Here is a 16,827-nt window from a genome sequence, read left to right on the forward strand (position 1 = left end):
AACAAAATACAACTCCCTCAGCGCAGCGAAATTTCCTACGGACATTATTGGATGTTAGTGTTGAACTAAATAGTACTGGCCGTGAATGGTGCGCTGTGCGCAACACAAGTGACACGCTGTAAGGGGAAGCCAGTGGGAAAGTGCTATGGAGAAAATAAATCAGTCACCTTTTTCCTCTGGTGGGTAAGCTTCGCGTTACCCATCCCCCTTGCTGTAATAGATGATTGCCCCGCGATCCGCGTGGGATCAACCGAAAGGCGGTCAATAACTAATTCTTTTCTTACACCAGTCTATACAGTATCGCTCTATACCCCAGCTGCTTGTTGATTGTATTGATGTGATAGTTGGCGTTTTAGGAAGTGAATTTATTGTTTCTTCTATCCTATTGGCTAGGGGCGGCGCTACTTTCTTCCAGCTTTGATGGGCATATAGAAGAAAATATAAGTGGTCGTCATTGCCAGAATTTTTCAAAGCGTCCGCTATCCAGCTAAATGCATATCCTCTATTAAGTTCTTCGTCAGCGCCATTATCTTTTAACATTAGTTCTGCTGATTTAGCGTAACAGTTTAAAGCGTCTTCAGTCTTTTCTAGGTACTGAAGGCATCTACCTACGTTGCCATATAAGGTATATGGGATCTCAACGTTGAACTTATTTGGAGATACGATTTCATCGAGCTCATATCCTGATAGGAAAAAGCTTAAAGATAAATCAAGGTTTTTTGGTGTTTTTGAATCCCTATAGGCAAGGTGCAGTCGATGTTTTGCGGACCAAATGTCGTTATCACCGCTGCTTAATACTAAGTGCTGTGCTTCTTCTCCATATTTTATTGAGTCGCTAATCTTTTCGTTATACCAATGCAAGTGTGTGTAGAGAGAAAGGTATAGTATATATTCGCTGTTCTTCCCCGCAATAGTTGATTTGTATTTTTCTAAATACTCGGTTGCCGAGTTGTAATCGCCATAATCAATAATTGATGTGATGGATTCATTTGTGAATCTAGGAAGATTTTTGATTTGGCTTGTGCTTCTTTTGTGCCATTGTAAGCCTCCTAGTAGCAAGCACGATAGTCGTACGAATTCCTCTATGTACCCTGATCTAATAATTGAATCGTGTATTTCGAGTAATAGGGCTATTGCGTCGTTATATTCTTTATTGTTTATTTGTAGCTCAATTTTATTTGACCATGACTTGAACTCACTAAGGCTCAAAATTTGATTGAGTCTCGGTTTTAGCAGAACGATGACCCGATCATAGTAGCTAATAAATAAAGAAATATACTTCTTTTGTTCGTGCGACGGGAAGTTTGTTTTGATAAATTCTTTTACGAGTGGGTGTAGCTCTAGGTAAGATTCTTCGCCTTTTACTACGATTAGGTGGAGGTCTTTCAGTGTTCTCAATGATTTGGAAAATTGGTTGTAATTTAGTTCGCTACCTACAATTTTTGATATCTCCTCTTCTGTTTCGGAAGTTACCGCTTCAGCTAGTGTTCGTAGTAGTATCTTTTGTTTGCCATTAAGGCTATCCCAAATTTCTCTAAGTATTCGCTCTGATAAAAAAGAGCTTTCAGATGGTGCGGTAATCTGTTTTTTTTCAATCTTGGCTAAGAACTCCTCAACTTCGCGAAGCCCCCTCTTAGCTTGGGCTAGCATTAAAGATATCCAGAGTGCATGGCCGTCAGTGAATTTATGTGCTCTTTCTGCAATCTCCTCTACACGCGCTCCATTTATTGGTAGTTTGGAAGAGGTAAATAGCTTCAAAACATCTTCTTTTGATAAGCCAGACAGCCTTAGTTGTAGGAAGTCAACGCCCGCATAATGAATGAAAGGCCGGCAAGTAAATATGAATTTTGAGTTGTGTCGGTTCTTTAGTGCAAGTTCTACAAGTTTTCCAATGTGTCCTATTGGGCTAAATTTTTCAAGGTCTATATAAGAGTCGACATTGTCAAAGACAAATAGGCAGCTCTTGTTTTTTAGTTCTCTAAAAAAAATATTTATTAATGTGTCTGTTTCGAGTCCGAGCAAGCTTTCATGAGGGATGCTGTTGTTGGTGATTCTTTCTATTATGTTTATAATTTTTAGGTCAAAATTGTGCTCTTGTTCTTTGAAGTCTCTCCAGTCAATAAGTTCGTATTTTCCAGAGCTTCTATTCTGCTCGCTATAATATGCCGCTAGAGATGATTTACCTTCTCCTCCGATGCCTGTGATAAAAAGACCTTGAAACTATCATCAATTGCAAGTGATCGAAGTTCCGAGTCACGTCCAACCCAGTAATCTATATTTGGCGGTATATCTGTCCCCTCACTTTTAAGCTCAAGGCTATCAGCTGTGTTTTCGGTCGTATATTCTGTTGCAATTTCTGCGGCTGGGTTCTTAGATGGCTGAGGCTCATGTTTTATCTCAAGTAACTTTTCTATTAAATTGTCTAGCTCCTTATGGTTTGTAAGCTTTATCTTGTTTATTCCGTCGAACTCTTGCTCTGACGTTGTTGCCCAGAAATGTGGATGTCCAAATCCTGAATATAGTTTGGATATTTTTTTGAATAATTCTTCTACATATGGATCGTTAAAGCTGAATCCAATAAAAAGGCAGCTGAAGGATGAAAATATTTTCTCCAGTTGAAATTTTCCTAAAGTATTTCCTGAATATAGTTGTTCATAGTCTTCTTTGAATACGACACAGCTATCGATGCGAGATACATCGCCATGTATTTTTAAAATGAATTCATGTTGTGAGTCTATTTTTGATAGGTTGTAGTTGCTGCTATTGTCGATGACTTCAATTTTTTCTGAATGGTGCTCGATTAGCTTGTCATAGTTGGTGGTGATTATTCTGCTTGATATTTTTGAGAGCTTTTTGTGTGTGTCGCTATTTATGTTTTTGCTGAGTTCTTTTTCAAAGCTCTCATATATTTGTTTTTTATAACTTTCTTTAAGTTTTTCTAGTACTTCAAGTGGAGAGAGAATACGGGCATCTAAGCTTTGATCATAAATGTGTGCGTTTGGTATTCTTTCTTTATTATCGTTGAGGAATTTCTTTACCAGCGCCGACCAAGTTGGAAGTCCTGCGCTAGTAGAAAATCCCGAGCCAATAAATAATACGAGTGTATTGTTTTGGATTGATTCTTTAAGGTCGAAAGGAATATTCATTTTTTACTCTAATAAAAAAGCCCCGCACTAGGCGGGGCTTTTTATTAAGCTTCAACCCCAACATCCATGGCAGGTGTTGGGTGAATCTAACGTGATTTCAAACTGACATCAATCCCAGCTCAACGCCCCACCCGTCTGATACTCGATCACGCGGGTCTCGAAGAAGTTTTTCTCCTTCTTCAGGTCCATGATCTCGCTCATCCAGGGAAACGGGTTGCTGGCGCCTGGGTATTCTTCTTTCAGGCCGATCTGGGTCAGGCGGCGGTTGGCGATGAATTTGAGGTAGTCCTCCATCATCGCGGCGTTCATGCCGAGCACGCCGCGGGGCATGGTGTCGCGGGCGTATTCGATTTCCAGCTGGGCGCCCTGCAGAATCATCTGGGTCGCTTCGTCTTTCATCTGCGCGTCCCACAGGCTCGGGTTCTCGATCTTGATCTGGTTGATCACGTCGATACCGAAGTTCAGGTGCATGGATTCGTCGCGCAGGATGTACTGGAACTGCTCGGCGGTGCCGGTCATCTTGTTGCGGCGGCCCATGGAGAGGATCTGGGTGAAGCCGCAGTAGAAGAAGATGCCTTCCAGTACGCAGTAGTAGGCGATCAGGTTCTTGAGGAACTGGCGATCGGTTTCCGGGGTGCCGGTTTCGAACTTGGGATCGGAGATCGAGCGGGTGTACTTGAGGCCCCAGGAGGCTTTCTTCGCGACGCTCGGGATCTCGTGGTACATGTTGAAGATCTCGCCTTCATCCATGCCCAGCGATTCGATGCAGTACTGGTAGGCGTGGGTGTGGATCGCTTCCTCGAAGGCCTGGCGCAGGATGTACTGGCGGCACTCGGGGTTGGTGATCAGGCGGTACACGGCCAGTACCAGGTTGTTGGCAACCAGGCTGTCGGCGGTGGAGAAGAAGCCGAGGTTGCGCATGACGATGCGGCGCTCGTCTTCGCTGAGACCGTCTGTGGATTTCCACAGGGCGATGTCGGCGTTCATGTTCACTTCCTGCGGCATCCAGTGGTTGGCGCAACCATCCAGATACTTCTGCCAGGCCCAGTCGTACTTGAAAGGTACGAGCTGGTTGAGGTCAGCACGGGCGTTGATCATCTGCTTGTCGCCGACTTCCACGCGTGCGGAGGTGCCTTCGAGCTCGTCCAGGCCTTCCTGGATGTCGAGGTCGTTCAGGGCTTTCTTGGCACGGGCGATGGCGTCGGAGTCATTGGCGTCGATGGCACGGGCTTCGAGGGCGGCGGCGTCGCCGACCTGGTTGAGCCTTTCCAGGCTCATGTCGGCACTGGCTTGTGCGGCGGTCTGTTTCGGAGCGGCAGCTTCAGCGCCGTCTTCCTTGTCGAATTCATCCCAGCTCAGCATGGGTTGGCTCCTGCTAGAGGGTCGGCGTGAGAGCCGGCCTGTGTGGATAGTGGCTAATCGTCGGTGGCTCGCGGTGCACGCAGAGCGCTACGGCTGATTATTGCCAGGGCTGCGCCTGGCTTCGCGTTATCGGTGCCGGGTTGCAGTGAAGGCTGCAACCCGGCGGGTACCTTTAAGAGTCCGTCCACGACCTGTTGCGCGTCGGCGCTACTGCGTTAAAAACAAGCTCGGACTGCTCATTTACTACTCGTAAACTCCGCTTCCTCGCTTGTTTTTGCCTTGTATCGCTCTAGCTCGCAAGGCCGTGAACAAACTCTTACTGGCAGGCTTCGCAATCCGGCTCGTCGATGGCGCACGCCTTCGGAACCGGAGCCGGGCCAGGGGAGGCCTGGGTGGCCGGCGCGGCAGCAGGTGCTGCGCTGAGGCCCTGGTCGCCACCACTGGACACGGCGTTGAGCTTGCCGGTGTTGATGGTCGATTTCTCGGTGCTGGTCGCGGCCAGGGCACGGAGGTAGTAGGTGGTTTTCAGACCACGGTACCAGGCCATGCGGTAGGTCACGTCGAGCTTCTTGCCCGAGGCGCCAGCGATGTACAGGTTCAGCGATTGCGCCTGGTCGATCCACTTCTGGCGACGGCTGGCGGCATCGACGATCCACTTGGTGTCGACTTCGAAGGCGGTGGCGTACAGGTCTTTCAGTTCTTGCGGGATGCGCTCGATCTGCTGCACAGAGCCGTCGTAGTACTTGAGGTCGTTGATCATGACCGAGTCCCAAAGGCCGCGCGCCTTGAGGTCGCGAACCAGGTAGGGGTTGATCACGGTGAATTCGCCCGACAGGTTCGATTTCACGTACAGGTTCTGGTAGGTCGGCTCGATGGACTGCGACACGCCGGTGATGTTGGCGATGGTCGCGGTCGGCGCGATGGCCATGATGTTCGAGTTACGAATGCCTTTCTGCACGCGAGCACGCACCGGTGCCCAGTCCAGGGTTTCGTTCAGGTCGACGTCGATGTACTTCTGGCCACGGGCCTCGATGAGGATCTGCTGGGAATCCAGCGGCAGAACGCCCTTGCTCCACAGCGAACCCTGGAAGGTTTCGTAGGCGCCACGCTCGTCGGCCAGGTCACAGGAAGCCTGGATGGCGTAGTAGCTGACCGCTTCCATGGACTTGTCGGCGAAGTCGACGGCGGCGTCGGAGCCGTACGGGATGTGCTGCAGGTACAGCGCGTCCTGGAAGCCCATGATGCCGAGACCGACCGGACGGTGCTTGAAGTTGGAGTTGCGCGCTTGCGGCACCGAGTAGTAGTTGATGTCGATGACGTTATCGAGCATGCGCACGGCGGTCTTCACGGTGCGCGCCAGCTTGGCGGTATCCAGCTTGCCGTCAGTGATGTGGTTCGGCAGGTTGATCGAGCCCAGGTTGCAGACGGCGATCTCGTCCTTGTTGGTGTTCAGGGTGATCTCGGTGCACAGGTTGGAGCTGTGTACCACGCCCACGTGCTGCTGCGGGCTGCGCAGGTTGCATGGGTCCTTGAAGGTCAGCCACGGGTGGCCGGTCTCGAACAGCATCGAGAGCATCTTGCGCCACAGGTCTTTGGCCTGGATGGTCTTGAACAGTTTGATCTTGCCCGGGTACTCGGTCAGGGCTTCGTAGTACTCGTAGCGCTCTTCGAAGGCCTTGCCGGTCAGGTCGTGCAGATCCGGCACTTCGCTTGGCGAGAACAGGGTCCACTGGCCGTCGTCGAAGACGCGCTTCATGAACAGATCCGGGATCCAGTTGGCGGTGTTCATGTCGTGGGTACGGCGACGGTCATCACCGGTGTTCTTGCGCAGCTCGATGAACTCTTCGATGTCCATGTGCCAGGTTTCCAGGTAGGCACACACGGCGCCTTTGCGCTTGCCGCCCTGGTTGACCGCCACGGCGGTGTCGTTGACCACTTTGAGGAACGGCACGACGCCCTGGGATTTGCCGTTGGTGCCCTTGATGTAGGCGCCCAGCGAGCGAACCGGAGTCCAGTCGTTGCCCAGGCCGCCGGCGAATTTGCTCAGCAGGGCGTTGTCGCGGATGGCGTCGTAGATGCCGCCCAGGTCGTCAGGCACGGTGGTCAGGTAGCAGCTGGACAGCTGCGGGCGCAGGGTACCGGCGTTGAACAGGGTCGGCGTGGAGGCCATGTAGTCGAACGACGACAGCAGGTTGTAGAACTCGATTGCGCGGTCTTCGCGGTTCTTCGGCTCTTCGATGGCCAGGCCCATGGCCACGCGCATGAAGAACACCTGGGGCAGTTCGAAACGGATGCCGTCCTTGTGGATGAAGTAACGGTCGTACAGGGTCTGCAGGCCCAGGTAGGTGAACTGCTGGTCACGCTCGTGGTTGATCGCCTTGCCCAGTTTTTCCAGGTCGTAGGTTTTCAGTTTCGGATCGAGCAGTTCGAACTCGACGCCAGCTTCGACGTAGGCGGGCAGGGCCTTGGCGTACAGCTCGGCCATCTCGTGGTGAGTGGCGCTGGCGGCGACGTTGAGGAAGCTCAGGCCTTCGGCGCGGATGTTGTCCATCAGCAGGCGGGCGGTGACGTAGCTGTAGTTCGGCTCACGCTCGACCAGGGTGCGGGAGGTCATCACCAGGGCGGTGTTGACATCTTTCTGGGCAACGCCGTCGTACAGGTTCTTCAGGGTTTCCTTCTGGATCAGCGCGCCGTCGACTTCCAGCAGGCCTTCACAGGCTTCGGTGACGATGGTGTTGAGGCGACCCATGTCCAGCGGTGCCAGGCTGCCGTCAGCCAGGGTCACGCGGATGCTCGGGTGCGGCTGAGCGATGCCATCGGCGGCGTCGGTGGTCTTGCGCTTGTTGGCCTGGCCTTCGCGGTAGATCACGTAATCACGGGCGACTTTCTGTTCGCCGGAACGCATCAGGGCCAGTTCGACCTGATCCTGGATCTCTTCGATGTGGATGGTGCCGCCCGACGGCATGCGACGCTTGAAGGTCGCGGTGACCTGCTCGGTCAGACGGGCAACGGTGTCATGGATACGCGAGGAGGCGGCGGCATTGCCACCTTCCACTGCGAGAAACGCCTTGGTGATGGCGACGGTGATCTTGTCACCGGTGTACGGCACGACGGTGCCGTTACGCTTGATCACACGCAGTTGGCCTGGTGCGGTCGCAGCCAGTGCCTGGTTGGCGTCTTCACCCTGAGGCGCCTGGGCCTGAGGGTTCTCGCGGGTGGTGTCGGTATGCATGAAGGTCTCCATGATCAATGAAATTTTCAGAGGTGAGCGTTCTGCCGCTGATCGTTACGTGGTACCTGGCTTTCATTCCAATCGACAAAGCCTGAGGCCTGCACAAGGCTGGCAGCAGGGTGTTGCAAAAAGGCGTTGATGGACTGGCTGGCTTCATGCACAGCGGCAGTCGGTACTGTTTCGATGCCGGAACGCTTCATCCCTGGCTTAACCTGTGCTTCCTGCTGCGCGCGGTCACTAGATGTAGTGTTGCCGGTGCAAGCGTGGCGAGCGGTGTTCTGTATGGGCCGACCGACCTGGGTCGTTCGGTGACGCTGTGTATCTGCTTGCCGGAGTGCGATGGCCGGTGACCGTTCAGTGCACCGAAACGACTCTGGGCATGGACTTTTTCAGGGCATCTATGCTTGGGTCCATTTTGGCCAAAAACCCAACATGTAGGTGTTTGGCGAGCTGGGGATACAAGATAGTGCGATGGGGGAGCTAAGGCAACCCCTAAGACCTGTGGATAAATCTGTGGGTTAATGCGGGGTAAGTGGCGCAAAAGCCCATGAATACTGGCGATGGCAGAGTTGGCGGCCCGATTGCCGCAGGCAGTTTTTTTTCCGGGGCCGGCGAGGGAAATTCACTTCGTCACATAAACACAATATGTAGGGTTTATTCGTGAACGTTGGCCTGCAATATGCAAATGCGCCGCAGCTCGCCCTCGGCACGCGCCCCACCGACGGTATGCATGGATCCGATCGCTTTCAGGGCAGGATCAGCGCCCTGTGTTTCAGGGCGCGTTTCTGCGCGTCCGGCAGTTCATCGCGATCTCCATAGGGTGCGGTGTACCAGCCGCCATAGGTTGGGTTGGGCAACAGGAACCAGCGCTGGCCGAACCAGGCCTGATAGGGCGCTACGCTCTGGCGTTGTTCGCCCAGGCGATTGGGCGCGGCGATGAAGTCGCCGTAGCTGTCGCCTACCAGCAGCAGAACCCGAGCGCGCTCGCCGACCCACTGGCGGCGACAGGTCTTGTCCGACCCGGCGCTCTGGCAACCGCCGATGGCGGTTCCCGCAGTGAGGATTTGCCCTTCGTCCGCGATGGGGAAACCCGCCTGGCGCAAGTTGCGCAGGGTGTCGGCTTCCTGGCCGGGCTCGCGATTGGTCAGGTAATAGGCGCTGATGCCAAGCTTGGCAGCCGCCTGCAGGAAGGCTACCGAGCCGGGCAGGGCGCGGGCTTCGGCCTTGGCCACCCAGCGATACCATTCGGCGTAGTCATAAGGGCCGCCATCGACTACCGACTTGGCATTCACGGGCGTGTTGTCGAGCAGCGTTTCGTCGATATCGACGATCAGCGCGGGCGGCAGGCCCGCCAGGTTGCGCGGCGGTTGTGCCAGGGCATCCCAGTGCGGATCGGCCAGCGCAGGTTGCAACTGACGGGTCGCGGCGGCGTAGACCTGGCGATAGAGCAGCTCGTGCTCGATGGAGGTTTGCGTCCACAGTACCGCGTCGAGCTGATCATGCGGTTTGGGTGTTTGCTGGCAGCCAGTCAGCAGGCTTGCCAGCAAGCAGAAGGTCAATAACGATGGCGTGCCACGCATTTGGGATGCTCCTTGTGTTTCCGACACTGGTTCAGATGAAACGGCCGCAAAACGTCGGTAGCGGACGGCCACATTTGCGCGTTGCGCGCCATATTGGTGGGCTGAAGCCCACCCTACGGCTCTCAGCGGTTCATTGTGGGAGCGGGCCACGCCCGCGAAATCACGGGCATGGCCCATTCCCACAGGTTAAACGTTGCGTCAGAAACTCACGGTGGCGGACAGGCGTGCGGTGCGTGGGTCGCCCGGGAACAGGTAGCCATCGCCCTGGTAGGCGCCGGTGTCGCGCCAGTAGCGTTTGTCGAACAGGTTGTCGACGGTCAGGCGCAATACCGTTTCATAGCCTTCTATACGCGTGGTGTAACGGCTGCCGAGGTTGAATACCGTGTAGTCGGCGACCTTCACCGTGCCGCTCGGGTTGGCGTACTTGCTGCCGCTGTACTGCAGGCCGCCGAGCAGCGACAGGCCCTGGACGCCGGGGATCCGGTAATCGGCCGACAGGCTGGCGCGCACGCGCGGTACGTTGACCGCCTGATGGCCTTCATAGGCTTCGGTGCCGCTGTCGATCGCTCGGGCGCGAATCACCGCAGCGCTGGCCGACAGTTGCAGATCGCGGGCGGCCTGTCCGCTGGCGGAGAGCTCCAGGCCGATATTGCGCTGCTTGCCCTGCTGCACGTAGGTCAGGGTGCCATCGTCGTTGGGGCGGCTGTATTGCAGCGCCTGGTCGATACGGAACAGCGCTGCGCCCAGGCTCAGGCCCTGCCAGTCACGTTTGAAGCCTGCTTCCAGCTGGCGGGAAATGGTCGGCGCGAGAATTTCGCCATCGTTGGTGGTGAACCACGGCGCTTCGCCGCCCAGGGACAGGCCCTTGCTGTAGCTCACATACAAGGTGGTGTCGGCCTGCGGCTTGTAGAGCAGCGCGGCATTGGGCAGCAATTCGCTGCGCCGGGTGCGGCGGTCACTGATGCCGCTGCTGGTGAAGGCTTCTTCGTCCAGACGCACCTGACGCCCGCCGAGCAGCACCTGCCAGTGCTCGTCGAAGCTGATGCGGTCGCTGAAGAACAGGCCGTACTGGCGGCTGTCGAGTCGGCGATTCTTGGGGTTGAGCGGGACGTCGGTCGGGGCGAAGTCGGCAACGTCTTCATTGATGTTGCCGGTGCCGATTGGCACGTTTACCGAACTGCGACGATCCACCGTGCGACGCAGTGCACTGCTGCCTACGGTCAGTTCGTGGCCGATCGTGCCCGTAGTGAAGGCGCCCGATAGCGTGGCCTGCAGTTCGTCATGGCGGCGGGTGTCGTCCGGGCTGCGGTAGTCGTAGATGTCGTAGCCGCCTTCCGGGCTGAAGTGTGCAAGCCAGTCGTTGCACCCGGAGTCCGGGCTGCAGCCATATGGAAAGCTGCTGTAGTCGTCGATCACCACCTGGCTGCGCGAGGCATCGATGGCGGCTTTCCAGTTGTCGTCGAAGCGATATTCGAAACGCCCGCCCAGGTTCAGTGAGTCGATACCTACCGGCTTCGACCAGCTCTGATGGCCCAGGCGTTTATCCGGGTCGACGCCGCTCGGCACCTGAGTGCCGCCAAGCAATTGATACCCGGCGACCGAGCGCTGCTCGCGGGTCTGGTATTCGGCGTCGAGTTGCAGCGTGGCGTTGGGCGACAGGTTCCAGTCCAGCGCCAGGGAGATGAAGTCGCGCTTGCCGTCGGCATGCTCGACGAAGGAGCGAATGTCCTCGTGGGCCAGGTTGAGGCGCAGGCCCAGCTCCTGCTCGTTGCCAAACCAGTGACCGAGGTCGGCGGCGATATAGCGCTCGCCATCCTGATTGCTGGCCACGCTCAGCGAGCGCACTTGCTCGGTACGCTTGGTCACGTAGTTGACCAGCCCGCCGGGCTCGACCACGCCGCTCTGCAGGCCGGACAACCCCTTGAGCAACTCGACCTGCTGCTTGTTCTCCAGTGCCACGTTCTGTTCGCCGACCACGCTGCGACCATTGACCCGGTAGCTGTTGGCGGCATTCAGCGAGAAACCGCGCACCACGAAGTTCTCGTAGTAACCGATCGGGGCATAGGCTTCGCCCACCGACGCATCGTTCTTCAGCACATCGCTGAGCAGGCGCGCCTGCTGGTCGTCGAGCAACTGCCGGGTGACCACCGAAACCGATGCGGGGGTATCGAGCAGCGGCGTCTCCGTGAAGCCTCCGACCGTGGCGCCGCGTGCTTGATAGCTGTCACCGGCCTGATCTTCGATGGTGGTGGCGTCGAGGGCGACCACCGAGTCGGCAGCCCATGACAGCGTCGGGCTCAGCGCAATGGCGAGCAGGGTCGGGGCAAAACGCGGGCGAGGCAGGGCCATGCAAGTTCCTTGGGTGCGGAGGTCGGCGATTGGCTATCCGGTACGCGGGCGATTTTTGTCGGCACAGGGCGGCCATCGCTTGGCGGGGCGGCATTGTCGCTTATCGGCCGAGCACTTGCCACGTTCGAGAAGCGAAAGGACGGGCGAGGGGAGTTAGCCGGCCATTGCACATGGATGCCAAGGCGTTGGCCAATGCCTTCGCATCATATTTTTTATGCGTGCAAGGTATCTGCGGCGGATGGCCCATCGTTGGTGGCTTATTTCCCAATGTTCATAACGGCTGCTTTTTTATTATTTAAGCAAGCATAGGAGCCTGTGCCTTCATGGCTGTAGCCGTGGCCTCGGGCGGTCGCGGTCTCGATGGTTCAGGAGCGTCATTACATGAAACACAGGTTCGATACTGGTTTGCGCAGGGTACTTGCGTCCCTATTTACCGGGCTGCTGGCTCTGACTGCCTGCACGGCCGTGCTGGCGGAACCGCCGCTCAAGGAGATCCGCATCGCCGTTCCGGATCTCAGCGCCAGTGGCAAGCACGGTGGCGGTGGCATCGTCGATGTGCTGCGCAGTCAGCAGGTTCTGGAGAAAGAGTTCGCGGCGGATGGCATTTCCATACAGTGGAGTTTCTTCAAGGGCGCCGGGCCAGTGGTCAACGAGGCGCTGGCCAACGGCCAGGTGGATCTAGCGTATCTGGGCGACATGGCATCCATCGTTGGCAAGGCCAGTGGGCTCGATACCCGACTACTGAGTGCGACCGCCCGCGATATTCGTCTGTATCTGGGCGTGGTGCCTGGTTCTGCGGTGAAGAGCCTGGCTGATCTGCGCGGCAAACGAGTGGCGATCTTCCGGGGTACGGCCTACCAGTTGTCCTTCGCTCAGGCACTGGCCAGTCAGGGCCTGCGCGAGCGTGACCTGCAGGTGATCAACCTGGACGGCAATGCGTCGTCGGCCGCCTTGGCGGCCAAGCAGATCGACGCCACCTGGGGCGGCGCCAATCTGATCTCTCTGCAGCAGCGTGGCCTGGCCGAGCTGCCTTTGAGCACCGACGATCTGGGCGGTGCCGGCAGTGTACAGGCGATGCTGGTAGGCGCCGGTGGCTTCGTCGATCGCCACCCTGAAGTCGTCCAGCGCCTGATTGAGGCCCAGCAGCAGGCGGTGCGATGGCTGCGTGATGAGGCCAACAAGCAGGCTTACGTGGAGCTGGTCGCCGATTTGTCCGGTTACCCGCGCACCCTGCTGCAGAGCGATCTCGACGCCAGCGACGTGCAGCGGATGTTCGACCCGCGCCTGGATGCCGAATTCCTGGCCAGGTTGCAGGCCGGGGTCGATCTGGCTGTCGAGCAGCGTCTGATCCGCAAGGGTTTCAAGGTCGCCGAGTGGGCCGACCCACGCTTCCTGGACACGGCGCTGAACGCGGCACCTGCGGTCGCCGCCCGTCGCTGAACGCCATCCTCTCGTCCGTCCGTTGCTCAGCCTGAAGGGCGGCTTGCAGGCGTTCCTTCTGCTGCTCTGACGCTCAGGCCGCTGCTGCCGCTGCGGCCAGGTCCTGATCGCACTGTTTGATCAGGTCGATCATTGCCCGTGCCGCCGGCGAGAGTCGGTACCCCGTACGTGTGACGATGCCGCAATGAGCTTGCAGCGTCATGCTCTGTGGCAGGTTGCGCAACGCCAGGCGCACCAGCTCGCCGCGCGCCAGGCTCTCGTGCAGCGCCTCCAGCGGGCCGACGCCAATGGCGTCGGTGTTGCGCACTATCTGCTCCAGCAGCGGGAAATGCTCACACTCGATGTGCTGTTCGAAGCTGGCCTTGCCGCTCAGGTTGGCCAAGGCCTTGCGCGTGCCCATGGGGATGCGCACGGCTGCCAGCGGGTACTCGAACAGGTCGTTGGTCGACAGGCTTTCCTTGGCTACCAGCGGGTGCGTGGCCCGGCAGAAGAACACCGTCGGGCGAGGTGTGAGGGCGTAGGCCTGGAAGTTCGGATCGGCGTGAAACGGGCGGATGTCGGCGATGAAGAATTCGATCTCGTTGCGGCTCAGGCTGCGCCCCAGGCTTTCCCAGTTATTGACCAGTAGCCGCGGGCGAATGCCCGGATAGCGAGCCATGAACTGCATCAGGCTGTCCGGCACCAGTTTTGCCGCAGGCACTGGGCCCGAGCCGAAGTGCAGCTCACCGGCATCGAGCTTGCTCATCTGGCTAACTTCATTGGCGAGGTTGCTCGCGCCCTGCACCAGGGAGAGAGCATGCTGCAGCACCACCTGCCCCTCGGGCGTGGGCCTTAAATCCTTGCTGCCGCGATCCACCAGCTGGCAGCCGAACTCGTGTTCCAGCCCTTGAATGCTGCGGCTGAAGGCCGGTTGCGTGATGCTCATGGCTTCCGCTGCGCGAACGAAACTGCGGTGCTCTGTCAGGGCGATGAAGTAGCGAAGCTGGCGCAGATCCATGATGCATTCCCGGCATTTGAAAAATAGGTTTTAGGCATTTGCGAGTGCCATGGCCGGTGGTTTTAAATGCAGACTCTTATTCCGTCAAACGCAATTTTATTATTTAAATAGAACTAGATTGAATATTAGCCTGCTGAGCGAGTGCAAGGATCTGCCCATGAATGTCGATGTCTCGGCCTCGAGCCCGGCCCCTGCGTGGCGTTGTCGCCCTGGTTGATCGGGTTCACCCGTCACCTCCCTTAGAACCTGCCTTTCCATAGGGCCACGTATTCATGTGGCACGGCTTCGTGCGGCCTGCTTTCCGCGCACCATGATCAAGGATCACGATTGATGAGTTCGACCCCTCCCTTCATCCGGCGCCGCCTTGCCGGGCGCATGGCCATCGTGCCACGCATCGCCTCTGCCGATTACGCCCTGACTCTGTTTCTGGCCGTGGCCGGGTTGGCCGCCAGCGGCTCGCTGCATGCGCAGAGCGCCGCGGCGCAAGCCAGCGTTGCGCAAGATGATGCCGCCCTGCAGAAGGTGACGGTCACGGCGCGCCGTCGCGAAGAGGACGCTCAGGACGTACCCACGCCGATCACCACGCTCAGCGGCGCCATGCTGGAGTCGCAGAAGGTCTATCGCGTGCAGGAACTGCAGCAGGTACTGCCCAGCGTCAACGTCGCCTACATCCACGCCCGCCAGTCCAGCGTCGCGGTACGCGGCATCGGCAACAACCCGGCCAGTGACGGGCTCGAGGGCAGCGCCGGCATCTATCTGGACAACATCTACCTGGGGCGCCCCGGCATGGCGGTGTTCGACCTGCTCGACGTCGAGCAACTGGAGTTGCTGCGCGGGCCGCAGGGTACGCTGTTCGGCAAGAACACCACGGCGGGAGTGATCAACATCACGACCCGCAAACCGACGTTCACGCCGGAGCGCAGCTTCGAAATCTCGGGTGGCGAGCGCGGCTACTTCCAGGGCAAGGGCAGCGTCTCCGGTGGCCTCACCGATACCCTGGCCGGGCGTCTGTCGTTCTACCGAACTCGAGAAGACGGCTACATCGACAACCAGCATGACAGCCGCACCTTTCTGGGGGGCGAGCGGGAAGGCCTGCGCGGACAGCTGCTGTTCGAGCCGAACGAGGATTTCAGCCTGCGCTGGATCACCGATTACAACCAGGAAAAATCCACCAATGGCGTGTGGGCGCTGTACGGGGTGTCCGACCGTTTCCGCGAGCGCGCTGCGCTGATCGGCGCCAACCCGCAGTACGACATCAAGAAGCGCGAGGTGAATATCGATTCCGAGCAGGCGGTCAACGTCTGGCAGGGCGGCACCTCGCTGGAGGCCAACTGGCAGCTCGACGGCGGCTATACGCTGACCTCCATCAGCGGCTACCGCTACTGGCATTTCAGCCCGCTCAACGACACCGACCTCACCGATCAATCCGCGGTTCGCCATGGCGGGGTGGAGGTGCATGACCGGCAGTTCTCCCAGGAAATCCGATTGGCCTCGCCGACTGGCGAACGCTTCGACTACGTGCTTGGCGCCTATATGTTCCGCCAGAACCTGGGCAACAAGACGGTGCAACGTTACGGTCCGCAGGCCGACCTGTTCCTGACGGGCGTCAATCGTGGGGTGTTCAACGATGTCACCACGCAGACCAACGGCAAGATCGTCACCGACAGCTTCGCGCTGTTCGCTCAGGGCAACTGGCACCTGACCGAGCGTCTGGACCTGACCATCGGTGTTCGCGGTACCTACGAAGAGAAGCAAGCGCGCCTGCACCGCTTCGACCCGCAGGGCGGCGCCAACCTGGCGCCGGCCGTGGATGCCATTCGCCAGCGCCAGATGGGCGGGCTGGATACCGGTGAGTTCGGCCTGCACAACGCGGCGCCGTCTGGCCTGATCAGCCTCAGCTACCGGGCCAGCGACAACCTGCTCGCTTATGCCTCGCTGGCCCATGGTGAAAAATCCGGCGGGGTCAATCTGGTCGCACCCCAGGCGGGCCTTGGCAGTGATTCCCTGGTGGTCGGGCCGGAACGCGCCAACGATGCCGAACTTGGCTTCAAGAGCACGCTGCTCGGCGGCCGCCTGCAGTTCAATGCCAACCTGTTCTGGACGGGCATTCATGGCTACCAGGCCACCACGCTGACCACGCCGCCGGGCTCGCTGACGGCCACCTCGGTAATGGCCAACGCCGGCAGTGTGCGCTCGCGTGGTCTGGAATTGGAAACCAGCTATCGGCCAATTCGGGGGCTTACCCTGAACTTTAACGGTTCGTTCAACGACGTCACCTACCTGAGCTTCAAGAATGCGCCCTGCCCAGGCGAAGTCAGCACGGTCAACGCTGCAGCGGTCTGCGACCTCACCGGCGAACGGGTGGTTGGCGCTTCGCGCTGGATCGGCAACCTCAATGGTGAGTATCTCTGGCAACTGGACAGCGGCCTGCGGCCATACGTGACCGCCGGTTACGCCTACCGCTCCGAGGCCGAAGGCACCCTGGACAACTCCGATCTGTCGAAGATCGACGGTTACGGCCTGCTCAATCTCTCCGCTGGGGTGCGTGTCGACCTGGGCGACGGCGAACTCGATACCTCGCTGTGGATGCGCAACGTCACGGATCAGGACTACTACCTCACCGCATTCGCCTTCACCAACGGTTCCTACACCGCGTCGGTTGGCCAGCCACGTACGGCAGGCCTGACCCTGCGTTACGACTTCTAAGCGCCCTCAAGGAGC

General features: G+C 57.8%; 10 protein-coding genes. 2 read left to right on the top strand and 8 right to left on the bottom strand.

Annotation, left to right across the window (positions count from 1 at the left end; translation table 11 throughout):
• Positions 1–261 precede the first annotated feature (261 nt).
• The 7 genes from FHR27_RS03395 to FHR27_RS03425 all read right to left on the bottom strand — a co-directional run bounded on the left by FHR27_RS03395 (position 262) and on the right by FHR27_RS03425 (position 11,669).
• Entirely contained in the window at positions 262–2,022 is a 1,761-nt protein-coding gene (locus FHR27_RS03395) for a hypothetical protein (RefSeq protein ID WP_179537785.1), read from the bottom strand.
• A 146-nt stretch (positions 2,023–2,168) separates the two neighbouring features.
• Entirely contained in the window at positions 2,169–3,146 is a 978-nt protein-coding gene (locus FHR27_RS03400) for an SIR2 family protein (RefSeq protein ID WP_179537786.1), read from the bottom strand.
• A gap of 108 nt (positions 3,147–3,254) precedes the next feature.
• Positions 3,255–4,508: a ribonucleotide-diphosphate reductase subunit beta gene (locus FHR27_RS03405; protein ID WP_042552772.1), complete on the bottom strand. Its 1,254-nt coding sequence runs from the start codon at positions 4,506–4,508 to the stop codon at positions 3,255–3,257.
• Positions 4,509–4,824: 316 nt separating this feature from the next.
• On the bottom strand, positions 4,825–7,740 hold the full coding sequence (locus tag FHR27_RS03410) for a ribonucleoside-diphosphate reductase subunit alpha (protein ID WP_042552773.1): 2,916 nt from the start codon (positions 7,738–7,740) through the stop codon (positions 4,825–4,827).
• A 26-nt stretch (positions 7,741–7,766) separates the two neighbouring features.
• Entirely contained in the window at positions 7,767–7,940 is a 174-nt protein-coding gene (locus FHR27_RS03415) for a hypothetical protein (protein ID WP_156152666.1), read from the bottom strand.
• A 546-nt stretch (positions 7,941–8,486) separates the two neighbouring features.
• Positions 8,487–9,320 carry a 5'-nucleotidase, lipoprotein e(P4) family gene (locus tag FHR27_RS03420; protein WP_179537787.1) on the bottom strand — a complete coding sequence of 278 codons (834 nt, stop codon included), beginning with the start codon at positions 9,318–9,320 and terminating at the stop codon, positions 8,487–8,489.
• Positions 9,321–9,518: 198 nt separating this feature from the next.
• Positions 9,519–11,669 (bottom strand): TonB-dependent siderophore receptor, encoded by a 2,151-nt coding sequence (locus tag FHR27_RS03425; protein ID WP_179537788.1) that lies wholly within the window; start codon positions 11,667–11,669, stop codon positions 9,519–9,521.
• A gap of 381 nt (positions 11,670–12,050) precedes the next feature.
• On the opposite strand from FHR27_RS03425, the gene FHR27_RS03430 reads away from it, so the two are divergent.
• Positions 12,051–13,109 carry an ABC transporter substrate-binding protein gene (locus FHR27_RS03430; protein ID WP_179537789.1) on the top strand — a complete coding sequence of 353 codons (1,059 nt, stop codon included), beginning with the start codon at positions 12,051–12,053 and terminating at the stop codon, positions 13,107–13,109.
• Between the two features lie 73 nt (positions 13,110–13,182).
• Here the strand turns inward: FHR27_RS03430 and FHR27_RS03435 are convergent, their stop codons facing one another.
• Positions 13,183–14,106, bottom strand: a complete 924-nt coding sequence (locus tag FHR27_RS03435) for a LysR family transcriptional regulator (protein ID WP_179537790.1) — start codon at positions 14,104–14,106, stop codon at positions 13,183–13,185.
• A gap of 375 nt (positions 14,107–14,481) precedes the next feature.
• On the opposite strand from FHR27_RS03435, the gene FHR27_RS03440 reads away from it, so the two are divergent.
• A complete protein-coding gene (locus FHR27_RS03440; protein WP_179540019.1) occupies positions 14,482–16,812 on the top strand; it encodes a TonB-dependent receptor in 2,331 nt (776 codons plus the stop codon).
• Positions 16,813–16,827: the final 15 nt, after the last annotated feature.

The organism is Pseudomonas flavescens (assembly GCF_013408425.1).
Taxonomy (GTDB): Bacteria; Pseudomonadota; Gammaproteobacteria; order Pseudomonadales; family Pseudomonadaceae; genus Aquipseudomonas; species Aquipseudomonas fulva_A.